This window comes from Ameyamaea chiangmaiensis (genome assembly GCF_013376175.1).
GTDB classification, from domain to species: domain Bacteria; phylum Pseudomonadota; class Alphaproteobacteria; order Acetobacterales; family Acetobacteraceae; genus Ameyamaea; species Ameyamaea chiangmaiensis.
Genome location: NZ_JABXXR010000001.1, coordinates 75,408 through 91,283, shown reverse-complemented (window position 1 = coordinate 91,283; position 15,876 = coordinate 75,408). Strand labels below are relative to the sequence as shown.

The 15,876-nt window shown below is 62.7% G+C and carries 16 protein-coding genes and 1 tRNA gene; 1 reads left to right on the top strand and 16 read right to left on the bottom strand.

Annotated features, from left to right (window positions below; genetic code table 11):
* Position 1 precedes the first annotated feature (1 nt).
* The 6 genes from HUK82_RS00460 to HUK82_RS00435 all read right to left on the bottom strand — a co-directional run bounded on the left by HUK82_RS00460 (position 2) and on the right by HUK82_RS00435 (position 9,722).
* Entirely contained in the window at positions 2-1,492 is a 1,491-nt protein-coding gene (locus HUK82_RS00460) for an efflux transporter outer membrane subunit (protein WP_176612065.1), read from the bottom strand.
* A complete protein-coding gene (locus tag HUK82_RS00455) occupies positions 1,492-4,593 on the bottom strand; it encodes an efflux RND transporter permease subunit (RefSeq protein ID WP_176612058.1) in 3,102 nt (1,033 codons plus the stop codon). Before HUK82_RS00455 ends, HUK82_RS00460 begins: the two co-directional genes overlap by 1 nt.
* On the bottom strand, positions 4,586-5,569 hold the full coding sequence (locus tag HUK82_RS00450) for an efflux RND transporter periplasmic adaptor subunit (RefSeq protein ID WP_176612057.1): 984 nt from the start codon (positions 5,567-5,569) through the stop codon (positions 4,586-4,588). Before HUK82_RS00450 ends, HUK82_RS00455 begins: the two co-directional genes overlap by 8 nt.
* 379 nt (positions 5,570-5,948) lie before the next feature.
* Positions 5,949-6,554, bottom strand: coding sequence for a PqiC family protein (locus tag HUK82_RS00445; RefSeq protein WP_176612056.1), 606 nt, complete (start codon positions 6,552-6,554; stop codon positions 5,949-5,951).
* 1 nt (position 6,555) lies between these two features.
* Positions 6,556-8,229, bottom strand: a complete 1,674-nt coding sequence (locus tag HUK82_RS00440) for a PqiB family protein (protein ID WP_176612055.1) — start codon at positions 8,227-8,229, stop codon at positions 6,556-6,558.
* The gene (locus HUK82_RS00435; protein WP_304504143.1) at positions 8,226-9,722 is read right to left on the bottom strand and encodes a paraquat-inducible protein A; all 1,497 of its coding nucleotides are present in this window, start codon (positions 9,720-9,722) and stop codon (positions 8,226-8,228) included. The genes HUK82_RS00440 and HUK82_RS00435 overlap by 4 nt, the downstream gene beginning before the upstream one ends.
* A gap of 39 nt (positions 9,723-9,761) precedes the next feature.
* Between HUK82_RS00435 and HUK82_RS00430 the strand changes: the two genes are divergently transcribed.
* Positions 9,762-9,836 (top strand) — tRNA-Thr (locus HUK82_RS00430).
* 495 nt (positions 9,837-10,331) lie between these two features.
* Here the strand turns inward: HUK82_RS00430 and HUK82_RS00425 are convergent.
* The 10 genes from HUK82_RS00425 to HUK82_RS00380 all read right to left on the bottom strand — a co-directional run bounded on the left by HUK82_RS00425 (position 10,332) and on the right by HUK82_RS00380 (position 15,241).
* On the bottom strand, positions 10,332-10,718 hold the full coding sequence (locus HUK82_RS00425) for a hypothetical protein (protein WP_176612054.1): 387 nt from the start codon (positions 10,716-10,718) through the stop codon (positions 10,332-10,334).
* The gene (locus tag HUK82_RS00420) at positions 10,715-10,993 is read right to left on the bottom strand and encodes a hypothetical protein (RefSeq protein WP_176612053.1); all 279 of its coding nucleotides are present in this window, start codon (positions 10,991-10,993) and stop codon (positions 10,715-10,717) included. Before HUK82_RS00420 ends, HUK82_RS00425 begins: the two co-directional genes overlap by 4 nt.
* Positions 10,994-11,125: 132 nt before the next feature.
* Positions 11,126-11,641, bottom strand: a complete 516-nt coding sequence (locus HUK82_RS00415) for a hypothetical protein (RefSeq protein ID WP_176612052.1) — start codon at positions 11,639-11,641, stop codon at positions 11,126-11,128.
* Positions 11,642-11,751: 110 nt separating this feature from the next.
* Positions 11,752-12,690: a DUF2303 family protein gene (locus HUK82_RS00410; RefSeq protein WP_176612051.1), complete on the bottom strand. Its 939-nt coding sequence runs from the start codon at positions 12,688-12,690 to the stop codon at positions 11,752-11,754.
* An 11-nt stretch (positions 12,691-12,701) separates the two neighbouring features.
* Positions 12,702-13,058: a hypothetical protein gene (locus HUK82_RS00405; protein WP_176612050.1), complete on the bottom strand. Its 357-nt coding sequence runs from the start codon at positions 13,056-13,058 to the stop codon at positions 12,702-12,704.
* A gap of 8 nt (positions 13,059-13,066) precedes the next feature.
* Positions 13,067-13,735 (bottom strand): hypothetical protein, encoded by a 669-nt coding sequence (locus HUK82_RS00400; RefSeq protein ID WP_176612049.1) that lies wholly within the window; start codon positions 13,733-13,735, stop codon positions 13,067-13,069.
* The gene (locus HUK82_RS00395; RefSeq protein ID WP_176612048.1) at positions 13,732-14,040 is read right to left on the bottom strand and encodes a hypothetical protein; all 309 of its coding nucleotides are present in this window, start codon (positions 14,038-14,040) and stop codon (positions 13,732-13,734) included. Before HUK82_RS00395 ends, HUK82_RS00400 begins: the two co-directional genes overlap by 4 nt.
* Entirely contained in the window at positions 14,033-14,299 is a 267-nt protein-coding gene (locus tag HUK82_RS00390; RefSeq protein ID WP_176612047.1) for a hypothetical protein, read from the bottom strand. The genes HUK82_RS00395 and HUK82_RS00390 overlap by 8 nt, the downstream gene beginning before the upstream one ends.
* On the bottom strand, positions 14,296-14,490 hold the full coding sequence (locus HUK82_RS00385) for a hypothetical protein (protein WP_176612046.1): 195 nt from the start codon (positions 14,488-14,490) through the stop codon (positions 14,296-14,298). The genes HUK82_RS00390 and HUK82_RS00385 overlap by 4 nt, the downstream gene beginning before the upstream one ends.
* A gap of 190 nt (positions 14,491-14,680) precedes the next feature.
* On the bottom strand, positions 14,681-15,241 hold the full coding sequence (locus tag HUK82_RS00380) for a hypothetical protein (protein WP_176612045.1): 561 nt from the start codon (positions 15,239-15,241) through the stop codon (positions 14,681-14,683).
* Positions 15,242-15,876 lie beyond the last annotated feature (635 nt).

Genomic DNA, 15,876 nt, shown 5'->3' with positions numbered 1-15,876 from the left:
CTCAACGCGTGGCCGCAGCCCCGTTCCGCGCGCGCACATCCGGCCGGTTCCACCAGCCGCCGCCCAGCGACGCAAACAGGCCCACCGTATCGGACAGCCGCGCGGACTGGCTCTGCACCAGGGTCAGGCGCGCCTGAAAGGCCGCCTCCTGCGCCGTCAGCGTCATCAGGATCGGCACGTCACCCAGACGCGCCTGCCCCTCCGCAATGGACAGCGTGTGGCGCGCGGCCGCATCCGCCTGCTGGCTGGTCTGCAGTAGGTCGGCGTCGTTCTTGACGGCATGCAGCGCATCGGCAACCTCCTGCACACCCCCCAGAACGGCGTCGCGATAATCCTCGACCGCCTTCTGATACAGGTCGCGTGACGCGCGCTCCTGATGCAACAGCGAGAACCCTTCGAACAGCGGCTGGGTGATCATCGCGGCCAGCATCCAGTTGCCATATCCTGGCATGGCCAGTTGGCTGAAACTGTTGAACGCCGTCCCCGGCGTCGCCATCAACTGGAGCGCCGGCAGGCGATTGGCGATCGCGACCCCGATCTGCGCGCTCGCCGCATGCAGCGCCGCCTCGGAGGCGCGTATATCGGGTCGCTGCGAGACCAGGTCCATCGGAAGGCTGACCGGCAGTTCGCCCGGCAGCGTGAAATCGGCGAGATGAAATTCCGGCGTCGGCCGGTCAGGCGTGTCGCCCGTCAGCGCGTCGATCAGATCGTGCTGAAGGTCGATCTGCTGTTGCAGGGGCGGAAGCGTCGCACGCGCCTGCGCGACCAGTGTCCGCTGCGCGGCTAGTGCACTCTCGGGCAGATCACCCAGTGTCACCTGCCGCTGCGTGATCTGCAGGATCCGTTCGGTGCGCGCGATGATGCTCTGCGTCGATTCCAGCTGGTCGCGGGCGGTGGCTGAGGCGATCGCCGCGTTGACCAGCGTTCCGGTCAGCGTCAGATATGCGGCCTCCATCTGGTAGCGCTGGACCTCGGCCTGCGCCCGGGTGGCCTCGACCTGCCGCCTGACCCCGCCCCACAGATCGGGTGAATAGGAAATGTTCAGCTGTGCGGTGTGCAGGTTATAAAGATAGGCGTTGTTGCCCGGCACGGGCGACAGCGCCTTGGACGTCTTATTGCGCGTCGGATTGAAGCTCGCACTGATGCTGGGCCAGAGGGCGGCTTCCTGAACGCCGACATTCTGGTTCGCGGCCCGCAACGCCTGCTGCGCGGAGGCAAGCGACGGATTGCGCGCGATGGCACGCTCCACCAGCGCGTTCAGCGCCGGATTGCGAAACAGCGTCCACCATTGCGCCGGTATGTCACCTCCGACAACGAAGCTCTGCTCGCCGCCCGCCACACCTTGCGGTCCCGCGGTGTGGGCGGGTAGCCCGTTCGGGTCATAGCGCGCGGCCGTCGGGGCGGCAGGTCGATGAAAGTTCGGCCCGACCGCACAGCCCGCGAGCCAGAGCACCGCCGTGCAGGCCACGCCGTATCGCATCCGGCTTACCATCACGACGCACCGTCCCCGCGCTCGCGCCGCCTCAGCGAACGCCGCTCGAAGAACCCTTCCATCTCGCAATAATACGTCGGCAGGATGAACAGCGTCAGAATGGTCGCAATGCCGAGACCGCCGACGACGACGGTGGCAAGCCCACGCTGGACATCGGTCCCGATCCCTCGCGCCAGCGCCGCCGGCAACATGCCCACACTGGCGACCGTCGCGGTCATCAGGACCGGCCGAAAACGCTCACCCGCACCTTCCAGCACCGCCTCGCGCAGCGGGGCGCCGTTTACTCGCAGACGGTTGATGTTGGACACCATGATGATCCCGTTCTGGATCGCGACGCCGAACAGCGCGATGAATCCCACAGCCGTCGCGATGTTCAGTGTCTCGCCGCGCAGATGCAGGGCCAGAAGACCGCCAAGCGTCGCCAGCGGCACCACCGCCAGGACCAGCACCGCCTGCCGCAGGCGCCCGAACTCGCCGAACAGCAACACGAGCATCACGGCGAACATGATCATGAGCGCGACGCTAAGACGGGCCTGCGCGCGCTGCTCCTGCTGGAACGTGCCTGCCCATTCCAGTCGGTATTCATCGGGATCGTAGTGAACATGCGCGTGGATCTGCTGTTCGGCATCCCGCAACCATGCGGACAACGGCCGATGACCGTTATCGAGGCGGATCGTGATCTGCCGATGGTTCATTTCATGCGCGATATTGGCCTCGCCCGTCTCCAGGCCGATCCGCGCGACCATCGACAGTGGGATCTGAGCACCATTACTCGCATGCAGTGGCAGCGATTCGATCATCTGAAGGTTCGATGTCTGACCCTGCGGCATATGCACCGTCATGTTATAGACACGGTCGCCGACATAGATCTCCTGGACCGCAGCGTCCCCGATCACGTTCTGAACCACGTTCATTACGTCGGAGGCCGAAATCCCGAAGCGCGCCGCTGCCGGCCGGTCGATTTCCACATCAAGCTGCGGAACCTCCGGCTCCTGGAAGATCGACGCCGTCGTCGTGCCCGGCACATCATGCAGCACGTTGACGATCTGCGTGCCCAGCCGTCGCAGCGGCTTGAGATCGTCGCCGTACACACGCAGCACCAGCGGCGAATGCGCGCCGCCCACCAGATCATTGATGTTGTCGGAAATCGGCTGACTGATGCCGAACGAAATGCCCGGTATCTGGCTCAGCTTCTGTGCCAGCCGCGCCACGAACAGCGATTTCGTCTCCCCCTTCGGCCAGGTCGCATAGGATGTCAGCACGACCGGCGATTCAATGTGGGACGGCGTCCACGCGTCGGTTCCCGAATCGTTGCGGCCGACCTGCGTCGCGACAGAGGCCACTTCGGGAAACGCCCGGATGGTGTCGCGAATCTGCCCGGCGATGGCGGTCGTACGATCAAGCGAGAGGCCGGACGGCAGCTGGATCTGCAGCCACAAGGCCCCTTCGTCGAGGTCCGGCAGGAACTCGCGCCCCGTCGTCGACCCCAATACGAGCACCAGTCCGAACGCCACGATCCCGCCGATATAACTCAACATCGGCCGGTCAATCATATGACCGAGCCCGCGACGATAGGCGTGATGCAACCGCTCCAGCGGCGCGTTGTGAAACAGTCGGTGCGGGTTGCGCATCGCCAGATACGCCAGCGCGGGCGTCAGCGTGACGGCACACGCCAGCGCCCCCAGCAGCGCAAAGCTGACAGTGAACGCCATCGGGCGGAACAGCTTGCCTTCCGCGCCCTCGAACGCGAACAGCGGCCCATAAGCAACCACGATGATCAGGGTCGCAAAGAAGATCGCCTTGCCGATGTGGTCCGTGACACCCAGAATGTCACTCAGGCTCAGCCGCCTGTCCGGATGTTCCTCCCGAAGGCGCAGGATCGCTTCCATCACGACGATCGCGCCGTCGACAATCACGCCGAAATCGATCGCCCCGAGCGAAAACAGATTGGCGGGCATATCGAGCGCACGCATCAGGACGAACACCGTCGCCAACGCCAGCGGAATGGTGACGGCAGCGACGACGGCGCTGCGCGGGCTGCCCAGAAACAGGATCAGCACCACGAACACGAGCGTCACGCCCTCCAGCACGGTGTGCGTCACCTTCTCGGTGGTCGCGTTCACCAGATTGTCGCGGTCGATATAGGGGACGATTTTTACACCCTGCGGGGCCAGTTCCTCGTTCAGATCGCTGACCTGGGCATGAAGCCGGCGCAACACTTCGGACGGGTTTTGCCCCGTCAGCATCATGACGATGCCCTCTATCGCATCCGGATTGCCGTTAAACCCAAGAATGCCTTCGCGCACCTGATGCCCGAGTTCGAGACGACCGAGATCACGCACAAGCACCGGCTGGCCATTCTGCTCCGTGACCGCGATGGCCCCCATGTCGTCCAGGCTCCGGACCATGCCGATGCCCCGGACGATGTAGGATTCGTCGCCGCGCGTGATCCTGCCGCCACCGGCGTTGATGCTGTTCGCCTTGAGCGCCGCCAGAACGTCGTTGACCCCGATATGATAACGCTGAAGCGCCTCGGGGCTGAGAACCAGCTGATATTCCTTCGTGAAACCGCCGAAATTGTTGACGCCGGCCACCCCCGAGATCTGCGACAGCGCCGGCAGGACCACCCAGCGCTGGATCTCGGACAACTGCATCAGGTTCTTGCTGTTGGACTGCAGGACATAACGATAGATTTCACCGACCGGGCTGGTGACAGGCCCCAGACCCGGCGTCACACCGGACGGCAGGGTGGCCTGCGCGATCTGCTCATTGACCCGCTGACGGGCAAAATAGACGTCGGTCCCGTCCTTGAAGATCAACGTGATCAGCGACAGCCCGAACGTGCTGCTGGACCGGCTCTCTACCAGACCCGGCGTACTGGCCAACTGCCGCTCAAGCGGCGTCGTGATCTGCTGTTCGATTTCTTCGGCCGCAAGACCGGGCACCTGCGTCGTCACCTGAACGTTGACGGCACCGAGATCAGGGTAGGCTTCCACAGGGATCTGCTGCCAGGCGTGCATGCCCAGGACAGCAAGCACGACCATCACCGCAAAAACAAAGCGCCTCTGCCGAAGGCAGATCTCGATCAGGCGATTAATCATCGTTCAGCAACACGGCACCCTGGACCACCACGCGCTCGCCCGCATTCAGACCCGATCGGACCCGAAGCAGCGCGGCCTCGTCATAGCCGATCGTCACCGTCCGTCGCTCGAACACTCCCGCCGACGTCTCCACGAACACCGTGGTGCTGTCATTATTCATCAGCAGCGCCGATTGCGGCACCATCACCTGTGGCGGCTGCGGGACGGCAATCAACAGCGTGCCAAACATCCCCGGGCGAAGGAGGTTGTCGGCATTCGGCACGACCATGCGCACTTCCATGCGGCGCGTATCGGACGACAGGACAGGCGCCACGGTCAGAACCTTGCCCGCGAAACGCCGATCACCGGTCGCAAAAAATGAGGCCTCGGCCGGCATGCCCGGCCCGACCTGCGTCGCACTGTCCTCCGGCACACCGCCGACGGCCCAGACTTCATCCAGATCGACCAGTGTCATAATCGCCACCGTCGTATCGGTCACGTTCTGTCCGGCCGACGTTCCGACCGTCACCACAAACCCGTCATCCGGCGCCGTCAACGACAGCAGACTGCCATGCGCGGTTCCGTTGGTGGGGGCCAGAGACGCCAGACGATCATGGGTACGCTGCGCCTCCGCCTGCGCCTGAAGAACGTTGGCATGGGCGCTCTCGACGTCCTTGGACGCTTCACCTCCGATCTGGAAGACGCTCTGCGCCCGCCGCCACTGTTCCTGCGCCAGTTGAAGCGCCGCGCGGGCCTTTGCATCGTCAGATAACGCCTGCGCCATGTCACCGGAGGCGAGCTGGGCCAGAATATCGCCTCGATGCACGAACTGCCCGGGCGACACGCCCAGGCTGACAATCCTGCCCGCAAGCGGCGCATAGATGCTCATCTGGCGGCTCGCCTCCGAGCGCACCTCGGCGGGAACAGCCATGACATGGGGGGCGGCCGTCTGCGACACCGGCTCGATGTGGAGTTGCCGGCCCAACGGCGAATCCATCTGCACCACTAGGCGCCCGTGCGAGTCTCGTCTGACCGATCCGTCATTGGCAACAGCAGTGTGGATGACACTGCATATCGTCACCACGGCAAAAAGGATCGGCAACAGACCCCGTGTGCGGGTTCGCGCATGTGCACCACGCCGGGACCGAACCGATGGTCGGAACGATAAGCGACGGCGGTCCGCGCAACCGCACCGGATCAAGAAGCTCGGTCCCGCCATCAAGATCCCCGGCGCACTGTGTGATGTCCGACCGGGGGCATTACCCACCCCGATCACGCCGCCTTACTGGCACACGGCAAAAATTCACACAACGGGCCCCGAAATCATTTGTCGCAAATGTAATCTCGGGCGCGTGCCCGGCACAATTTTGCCTTCTTCAGCCCGCCTCCGGCACTGCGGGCGCCATGGTCCGCAGCACAAGAGCCGCCTTGTCCGCCAACGCCCCGTTCAGTTCGCTCAACGCCGCGACCAGATTGGCCGTGCCGCGACCCGACGGCTGACGCGTAAGCCGGAATGGGATGACCGTCGGCAACGCTCCCTTGGCCGCCGCATGAACGACCATGGTACCCGACAGCACGGCCTCACCAGAAGCGACGCGGCTGAACCCGGTCATCGTCACCTCCACAAAGGCCTGCGGCGACATCGACGTGGCATCGTTCTGCGCGAACACTGTCGTGCCGGGGAGGCGCTGGGCCAGATCCTGCGCCAGTGTCCGGGCAATCATTTGTCCGGGTGCGTCCGACCACGCATCGCTGTCAGCGACCTTGATTGCATAATCTTTCGTCTCACGGACAATCCGATCGCGGTCGTACGCCTGCGCGACGACCGGCGTCCGCACCTCGACAACCGCCACCGGCGCGGGTGCCGCGGCACCCGGCCACGGCATCAGGCTGTAAAGTGTCGGGTCGCTGTTACACCCCGCGAGGCCAGACAGGATGCAGGCCGCACCTCCGGCGAGAAACAGGTGACGAAATCCGGCCATCTCAGCGTCCCATAATCAGCGCGGAGGGGTGGCGATTGAGCAGATCCGTCAGGAACCGGATCGACCGTGCCGCGCCCTGAAGCTCGACCACCATCTCTTGCAGGTTGTGGCGGAAATCCGTGTCGCCGCCATAGGTTCCAAGCAGCGTCGTTGCGCTGTCGAGTGTCTTGTGCAGCGAGGCCTCAAGTTCCGGCAGCTTTGCTGCCGCCGGCTTGGCGCTGTTGGTGATGTCGGCCAGGTTACGCATCGAATCGCGCAGCGAATGCAGAGCCTGCGTCACATCGGGACTGTTGATGCGGGCATCGGCGTGCGCAAGCAGATCGTTGACATGCACACCGATCTTGTCCAGCGGCATCGCAGCGATCTTGTCCGCCACCACCGACAGCGAATCCATGATCCCCGACATGCCTCCGGGCTGGCTCGGGATCACCAGATCGTCGCCTTCCACATCCACCATCGCCGGCTTCGGATGCCTTACGAAGTTGAGCGAAATCATGGACTCTCCGGTCAACAGGCTGACGCTGTCCAAAGACGCGCGCATCCCGTTGTCGACCATCGCCCGCATAAGGCCCCGCAGATCATCCCGCGACATGGTGCCAAGCTGCTCGATGCGCTCGGGCTGCAACTCCATGCCGATTCGCACCCGCGACCGCGCCGACGCCGGATCGACCTCCAGTTTCACACTCGTCACGTTGCCGACCTGCAAGCCGAACATCGTGACCTGAGCACCGGCCGACAGGCCCTTGACCGAACTATCGACATAGGTCGCCACGCCAAGATGACGCCGATACCCGGCGATATCGGCGTCCGACTCGCTGTCAAACAGCAGAAAGACCGCGTCCGACGGAGCAACCGGCCCAACCGTCGGGTGGTCGTGTTCGGTGCCGCCGAACGCCACGCCACCGGAAAACAACGCCTGAATCGACTTGAGCTGAACCTTCAGGCCGCCCGCACCGAAACCGACCTGAACACCCGACACGTTCCAGAAGCGGGTATCGGTGTGAAGATACTGGTCATACGGCGACCGGACGAAAATCTGGACCAGGATCGGACCCTCGCCGCCGGGCGGCATGGTATAGCCCAGGACTTCACCCACGATGACGTCGCGAAAGAAGACCGGCGCACCCTGCCCGATCGAACCCAGAGACTGGGTCACGAGCATATAGGTTCGTCCGGGCTGGTCGGACCGCACGCCCGGGGGGGATTCGAGACCTACGAACTGTGTCGTCGGCCGACCACCGGCCGCGCCCGCGTCGAACGCGATGTATGCGCCGGACAGCAGAGTATCGAGACCCGTAATACTGGCGCCGTTCAGACGCGGGCGAACGACCCAGAAACGCGCGTGCTCCGTCAGCGACTTCGCGGCGCTGGCGTTCATGCGCACCTTGACGCGCACATGGCGCTGATCGTCGGTCAGTTCGATCGAATCCACAGTGCCGAGCGTTACGGCCTTGTTCTTGACCTGAGTCTGGCCGCTCGTCAGGCCGTCGGCCGTGTCGAAAATGATCGAGATCTCGGGTCCCCGATCAACCAGCCCCCGCCACGCCAGCCACCCGGCAATGACGACCGCGATGATCGGCAGAAGCCATATGATGGAGAAACGCGTCCTCCGGACGACAGCCTTGGTCGAGCCTGCGTGGCCGCCAGAGGGAGAATCACCGTTTTGACCGCTCACCGACTCACCGTCTCCATTCCATCACCATCGGCCCCGTCAGCTGGCCCAAGCCTTAGCGTCTGGCGTGCACGCGTCAGATCCCGGCTTCGCTCCGGGCCGTTCTGTCCCGCCGCATCCCACATCGAGCGCGGGTCGAACGTATAGGCGGCGAAGATAGTCAAAACCACAACCGCCGCAAAGCATACCACCCCCCCGTTCGCCTCGATATTCGCAAGGGCGTTGAATCGCACCACGGCGACGAGGATCGAAATCATGAACACGTCGATCATCGACCAACGGCCAATGATATCGACGAACCGGTAGAGCCGCGACCGGCCAGCGAGCGCCCATGCACTGCCGCGCCACGTCGTAAACACCATGACCGCCAGACTGACGATCTTGAACACAGGCACAACAATACTGGCGAAAAACACCAGAAGAGCCAGCGGTATCATGTCGCCCTGCCAGAGTTCCACGACGCCCTCGAGAATGGTGTGGCCTCCGCCCTGCCCGATTTTGTTGAACGTCATCACCGGCATGATATTGGCCGGCAGATAACAGATCAGCGCCGTGATCAGCAGAGCCGTCGTGCGGCTCAGGCTGTCTGCCTTGCGGTTTCTGATCGTCGAGGCACAACGCGGACATGAGCCCAGTGCGGCCGACTCCGGCACCTCGACCTGGAACTCGCCCAGCGTCCCGCAGCTTGTGCATGCGGCAAGACGGCCCACAGGATAGAGCCCACCCCTGCGGATCGACGAGGCCGTGATGCTGCCGCAAGGCAGGTCTCGCAGACGGCGGTGCTGCCAGATACGCTCGGTGTCCAGCGTCGAATCGGTCGCGGCCATCGTGACCATCAGCGCGCCCACGAGATAGACACCCGCGTCGACATCGACATGCGCCATATCGACAAGCTTGGTGTAGGCCACGAAGACGCCCAGAACGTATACCTCGACCATGGACCAGGGCCGAAGCCGTTCATACCAGATCAGCAGGATCGGCGCCCACGCGGGCAGCGACCGGCGACGTGCTGCATAGAGTATGGCGCCCAGGCAGGCGATCACGACGCCCGGCAACACGACGGTCGCCAGCGCGACGAGCACGCCGATCTCGCCCCATCCTTCGTGGATCAGCTCAAGCGGCCCCGAGAACAGGCTGACCCGCCGTTCCCGGCCATACACGTCAAGCGTCATCAGCGACGAGGTCAAAAGTGCCAGATAGATCGCCGCCGACGAGATACAGAATGCCGCCGGCGTCGCCAGAGGCGACGTGCGCCGACGACGTACCAGAACCTGCCCACACCGCTCACACGCCAGGACGAAGCCCGGTGCGATCTCCTCGATCTCGACGAGATGCCCGCAGCACGGACACTCCATCAGCCCCTCGACCACGCGCATGGACGCCGTCGGCGGCACGGCAGCCATCCGGACGGCGAACCGGAGAAAGGAGTGAAAGGCGCGGCTGCTCATGCTTCGGATGATAGAGCGCATTTCATGCACCGGATAGGCTCCAAGCATATTGCAGCCATCCGAGAGCTCGGTTATACGACCCCCAACGCCGACATAGCTCAGGGGTAGAGCAACTGATTCGTAATCAGTAGGTCCTCGGTTCAATTCCGAGTGTCGGCACCATTATCCCTTTTAAATCAACGTCTTATGGCCTCATTTGGTGTAGTTTGGTGTAGTCACGAAAGCGTGAGGACCAAATCATACTGGCCGTAGCCGCGGGCGCCCGACCCGTGATGACGGTATTGCAGCCGGTCGCATTGACCAATTCTTGACCGTCTCGGGACTCCAGCGAGGACGCCCGGGCCCAGCCACGCGCGGTGGCAGACGCTCTGGTGACTGGCTTACCATCCGGCGAATGGTGCTCTCCTGATAGCGCAGGAAGTCAGCAAGCTCGCGCGCGGTCCATAGCCTCTCCCCCATCACTCCCCCTCCCCGTCCTGCGGCGGTACGCACGGGCCAACGTAGCGCCAGCCTGTCAGATAGGCGAACTGCGGCGTGGTCTCGATCGCCCATATCAGCCATCCATGGTGCGTCCATTCGCATGGCACCGTCCCTGCGTTTGATCGTAACCAGTGGTAGGTCCGATATTCCGTCCCTTCCGGCGGCCTGCACTCTCGGTCAGTCATGCGCGGCTTCCTTAGCCATGGCAGGGCGCACGAAACGCATCATTATTCCGCCATCGTCCCATTCCCACGCGGTAGCAAGCTTCCACCCGTATTTTTCAATCCAGTCCGGAATGTCTGCGGCCTCGACCTCTGCGCGAGTCAATGGCTCGGGAGCGACGCCTTCTTGGCGATCTGTAAACAGAAATGTCGTTTCTATGCCAATATAGGTGAGAACTGAGGCAATATGTTCTGGCATCCAATCCTCATCGAAAATTACCTCAAATCTCGCTCTCGGGGGATCCTGTGCATCATCTGAGATATCCTGAACATGCCAGTCGTATGAGCCAACAGCTGCCTTCACTCCCCCCGGCACCGTGTCGGTTCGTAGCGTGGTGGTCATGGCCGCGCTCCAGTAGGTGCGAGGGCGCGTTCACTTACTACTTGAATGCTTTCCAATCGCTCCGATGCGATGAGGCTGGCCTTCGAAGTCAGATATTTTATAAGCCGAAAATCCGCCCGCAAATGGGCGATCTCAGCGTCCTTTTCCTTAATCGTCTCCGCACGCACCTTAGCCTTTATCTCGGCCACCTGCTCGCGCGTAAAAAGCTGCATGCCCAGATGCGCCGTGCTGACCGGGGGGATCGTGGGCGGCGTCTGTTCGTTCAATTTCGTCATCGTCTCACTCTCCACCCGCGCCCCGAGCGTCCATCCCGCCACCATGTGGCGAGGCATCGCAGGAACCGGGTCATTTCAATTTTCTCTCGTGATCCCGCGACTGTTTGCGCGGGATGTGTAGAGGGATGGCGTTCATGCGCAGCCACGGCCTGTGGTTCCGCTGTTGGTGCCGTCCTCGCGCACACCGCAGAAGTCGCGCCAGTGGCGCCATCCGTTTGGGCAGGCGAAGCCCCACTCGCGAACCCGAGGCCCGGTTATGAAAATCGTCCATACCGCCTCCATGGATCGGGCATCGGAAAAGCTGTGGCGTGTGCGACAGATTCCGTTCTGATCAGGTGTGCGCACGGTTGTGCATACACGGGCGCGAAAGAGCTCCACACGGTGCAACGCGGTTGCCCTGCCCCACCTTGGACGCCAGGCGCGCCGCAGAAACGTGTCGGACGGCGTGTGTTCGAGGTAACGCCCCCGCAGGATCAGACTGACCCACCACCATGGGTGATCGTGAAGTGCCCGGTCCTCGTCCGAGCGAAGGAACTTGTGGAGGTAGACGTTGAACCAGCGGTTACGCGGGATCAGATACCAGCGCAGCAGGTAGGGTGCCTCCGGATCGCCGATTACGAAGTCTGGCGGTCGACGTGAGAGGATCATGATGATCCCTCCCCGGCCTCTGAAGAGGTGTCGCTATGGGCGGACATGGTGTTCTCCCGCACCGATCCCCACGATACGGGAGGACGGTGCTACAGACGGACGAAAATGGATCAGACCTCGGGCGCGCCCCGGAACACGGGTAATCCCGTTTCGGTTTCGGCCAGGGCGAGCGCTTCGTTCAGGGCGTGTTCGAACACGATTTCCGGGCGCAGGCGCATGACGATCCAGTGCACGCTGCCGCCCATGGAGCGATAGCGGAGCCGAACGGGCACGCGATAGATTGCCCCACCATGAAAAACAGGCGTCTGGATCAGGAACATGTTGGGGACCTTCACAGGCGCGCCCTGTTCATCCACGTGCGCGGTCTCGAATTTCAGCACGACCTCGCCCGAAGACAGGTTCTGCACGACCTTGGTCTTGCTGTCCTCGTTCACCCTGAAGTTGCGCGAGAGATCGAGCAGGACGGACGGTGATGCCAATGTCCCGCCGAGACGCTGTATCTGTTCGCGCAGTCGCGTGTCCGATTCCGGCTCTCCTTCATAGGGAGCGCCCAGCGGCTCGATCACGTCGCCGATCCGGTCTTCCAGGAATTCAGCAAAGTCGAGCATGGACAACGGCTTTCCGTCCTCGACCGCCTGCCAGGCCTTCCATGTGTCCGACAGCGGGAAGGTGTAGTGTCCCCTGTGCTGGCCGTAGTGAGTGCCGTCACGCTCGTCGGACCCGGGCTCGTGATAGTCGAGGACCGACGTCAGCGACGGTGTTTTCGGGTCATCGCTGGCGAAGAGCGCCGAGTGATCGGCCTTGAAGCGATTGGCATGCTGAAGGAAGCTCATCAGATCGGTGAATTTCGCTGTGCCACGCCGCCGCTCCGGGCGAACCCGGTATTCTTCAAGGAAGGACCTGACCGATTGCAATTCCATTCCTTTGGGGACGGCCACATAGGGCGCCCGAATGGTTTCATCCGGCGAGATGACGTCGAATTCCTGCGGGGTATGGAGACGTTCCACCACGTCAATGAGCGCGGCATTGTCAGAGCTATGTCCAGTCATGATCGGGTCTTTCAGAGGCTACGGAGTTCGTTGGATGAGGTGCTGACGTCGCGGAGCGGCAGTTCGTGCTGCTTCGGGTTGCGGCGGCTGAGCTTGTTGTCGGGCGTTGCCCAGAACGCCGACCGTGCCCGGGCGACCTTTGGTTTCTTCACCGCGTAATCAGTGCTGATCGTGATGATCCCGCCGTCGAGTGCGAAATCGACCTTCAGGGTGATCGATCCCTTTGCCTTGCCGTTTCTCGACGCCGCCGCATCGTTCAGGATCGCGACCAGGTCCGTGACCTCCTGATCCAGATCGTCGTTCAGCTGACCATCCTCGGCGACCGCGACGAGCTGGGAAAACTGGCGAATGATGGCTGATTCACTCATGTGATGTCCTATGCCACCAGGGTGGCGCGCGGTTTGGTGAGGTAAAAAGGCGGCAGCCCGTACGACGCACGCAGGGCGTTGACGGAAGGAAGCACGTCGCCAGTGGCGGTGATCTTGTTTTCCGCCGCGTAGGACGCGACGAAATCGGCATCGACGGTCAGGCCCTGTATCTCCGACGCCAGATCCCGCGCGACGAGGCGTGCCGCCAGGCTTGGCAGCCCGTCGCGGGTGCGGGCTGGAGGAAGGACATGCTCGGGCTCGGACATCACTCGGTGCGGTTTGGCCGGCCGGTTATTCGCGGACATGGGGCGTGCAGTTGGTGGCGCGGTCAGCCCCGCGGCACGTCGGCGCTCGTCCCGCAGGCGGGTCTGGAGCCTGCCTTCCTTGGAGATCACCGAATCAACGGAACGCCGAAGTTCCTCGGCGATCTCGTGATGTGGAACCCGTGCCGCGCGGCGCGCGAGCAGGATTGCGACCTCCTGCTCTGTCCAGAAGGCCTTGTCGACCGGGACACCAGCGGCGCGCGCGCTGCCAAAGCGGTTGCGAACAGACGGTATGCTGCGCGCGAGACGCGAAGCGATGACAGGGTACGAACGGCCCTCCCGGCGCAGAGCCACCGCGATTTGCCACTCCCGTTCGGTCCAAGGACCGCTGACCTTTGCGATGCCATACATCATCGCGCAGATCCTCCGGCACGGGCCAGCTCCGCCGGGGACGGCGGGATCGTCGGCACGACGGGCCGCGGGCGCATATTCATCAGGTAGCGTTCAAGCTTCGCCTGCAGGTCATTGGCGTACAGGTCCGTACCGGCCGCGCCCTCGGCGTTGCCACGCTGGCGTAGTTCCTCGGCGCACTGCCGCATGTAGATCACGGCGCGGCGCTGACGCAGGGCCTCTTTCTGCACGGCGGGCGACCAGTCGCGGATCGCATAAGAAAAGCCCGTGCTGGTGCCCGAGCTGACGAACGGGATGACCTTACCCATGGGTGGCCCCTGTGGCTGTGTCCTGACGCGCGCGGCATGTTCCGGCGTCGCGCAGGCGTGTTGCGAGACCGCGTGCCTCAGCCGCCATATCCGGCGCGCCGAGCATGTCGGCGTCACAGGCGAACTCGGCGAGGGCATCAGCGGCGATGAACAGCGCGTCGCCGGAAAACCGACGACAGTGCATGAGAAGTTCCGCAAGCACATGCCAGCGCGCCGGCAGGTGATGTCGCGTGCGGCGGTGCTGTGCGGAATGGGTCATGGAGGCGTCGTCCGTGTCCAGGCGACGCGGTAGCCCAGCGCATTGCCAAGCTCGGACAGCCGGGCGATCAGCTCCATTTCGGCGGCCAGAGATGTGGTGTCGGGACCCCACGCGAGGTCGCGGCATGAGGACACCAGGCGAAGTGCCGCGTCGCGCAATTCGGGGGTGACGGGGGTTGATGTGTCCGTCATGGGTGCATCCCCCATGACGGCGTCTGTTGTCGTGCCTTCGTACGGGGACGGCCGTTGTCAGCCGCCCCCGCGTCTTCCATCATCGGGAGTGCAACCAACCCGAGGATGAAACCTATGGCCGTTCGACCCGCGCCGCCGCAACCGAAGCCAGATCCGAAGCCACCGAGGCAGATCGAACATCCGGCACCGGTCAGAAAACGAAACTGAGACTGATCAGTGCTGCACTGGCCACCGCCGATCCCAGCAGGATCAGTGACCAGAGCAGCACACGCGCGGCTCGATCGACGCGAACATTGTTGGCATCGAGGTCCATCTGCGCCCGCAGAGCCAGAGCTTCCACGTATTCCAGCTCCGTCTCGAACGTGACGGGTTTGCTGTCCGTTCCCAGAACATAAGACGGCAAGTCGCCGCTCAAGCCCCATCGGAACGGCCTGAAATTGACTATTGCGATCATGGCACTCGCAAGGGCCATGGCAGCACTTATCATCAGCAGCCGATGGCCTGCTGTCGCTGATGCTGTGGATAGTGCCAGAGTGATGGTCAACGTCCACCCGATCAGAGTGGCTGAGCGCCCCATAATTCCGCTGATCGATACCGTTTGCGCGGAGAGCCGAAGCTCGCCCTGTCGCTGAGCCTCGTGCGCACGCCACAGACGAAGTGTTCGCGAATCCGTTGCCGCTCCGACTTCTCCCGGATCGTAGCGATCGTCCGGATCGTCCTCTGACAGGCGGATTTCGAAGTTGCCCGTCATCCGTGGCCCTCCCCATGTCGGGCCGGTCATGGCCGTCGTTCTGATGTAGCACGTGCGCCTCCATCTGGTGATGGAGGGAATGTGGGATAATCCAACACTTCCAGTCAAGCTAAATGTTGGGAATTTCCACCCTAATCATCACGGGTCATTCTGCCTTCTATCCCGAGTGGCGGTATGCGCCCCGATGCGTCGCGGATTTCGTCGCGCAGGAACCAGAGGCGAACAAATACGTCGAAATCACTCGAAACCATGTAGGACGCCACGGAATTGCTCCACAATAAGTGCCATCTGATTTTTCTATTAATAGGTGCGCATCCTCCATCTCTAATTCTGAGTAAATTTTCTTTATAGTATCCAACTTCTTGCCATTGAGAGCTGTATCTCCATGAGCCTGCAAGAACCAATACTAGAGTTGACGTGACACCAGTCTCAGTGAAACAACCAATAATTCCATCCCCAACTGTGAAATATGAAGATTTATCGTCCCCTAGAGGCAGTGTTCCCACAAAAGAACTAAAGACTTCAGCTCTCTCTGGGAACTGAGCTGTTGTCCTTTGAAGACAGACCAAGGGGGAAAATTTTTCGCTTTCTGTGGAGGAACAGTATCTGGTGGGGACACCTCCTCTGTCGGCGGC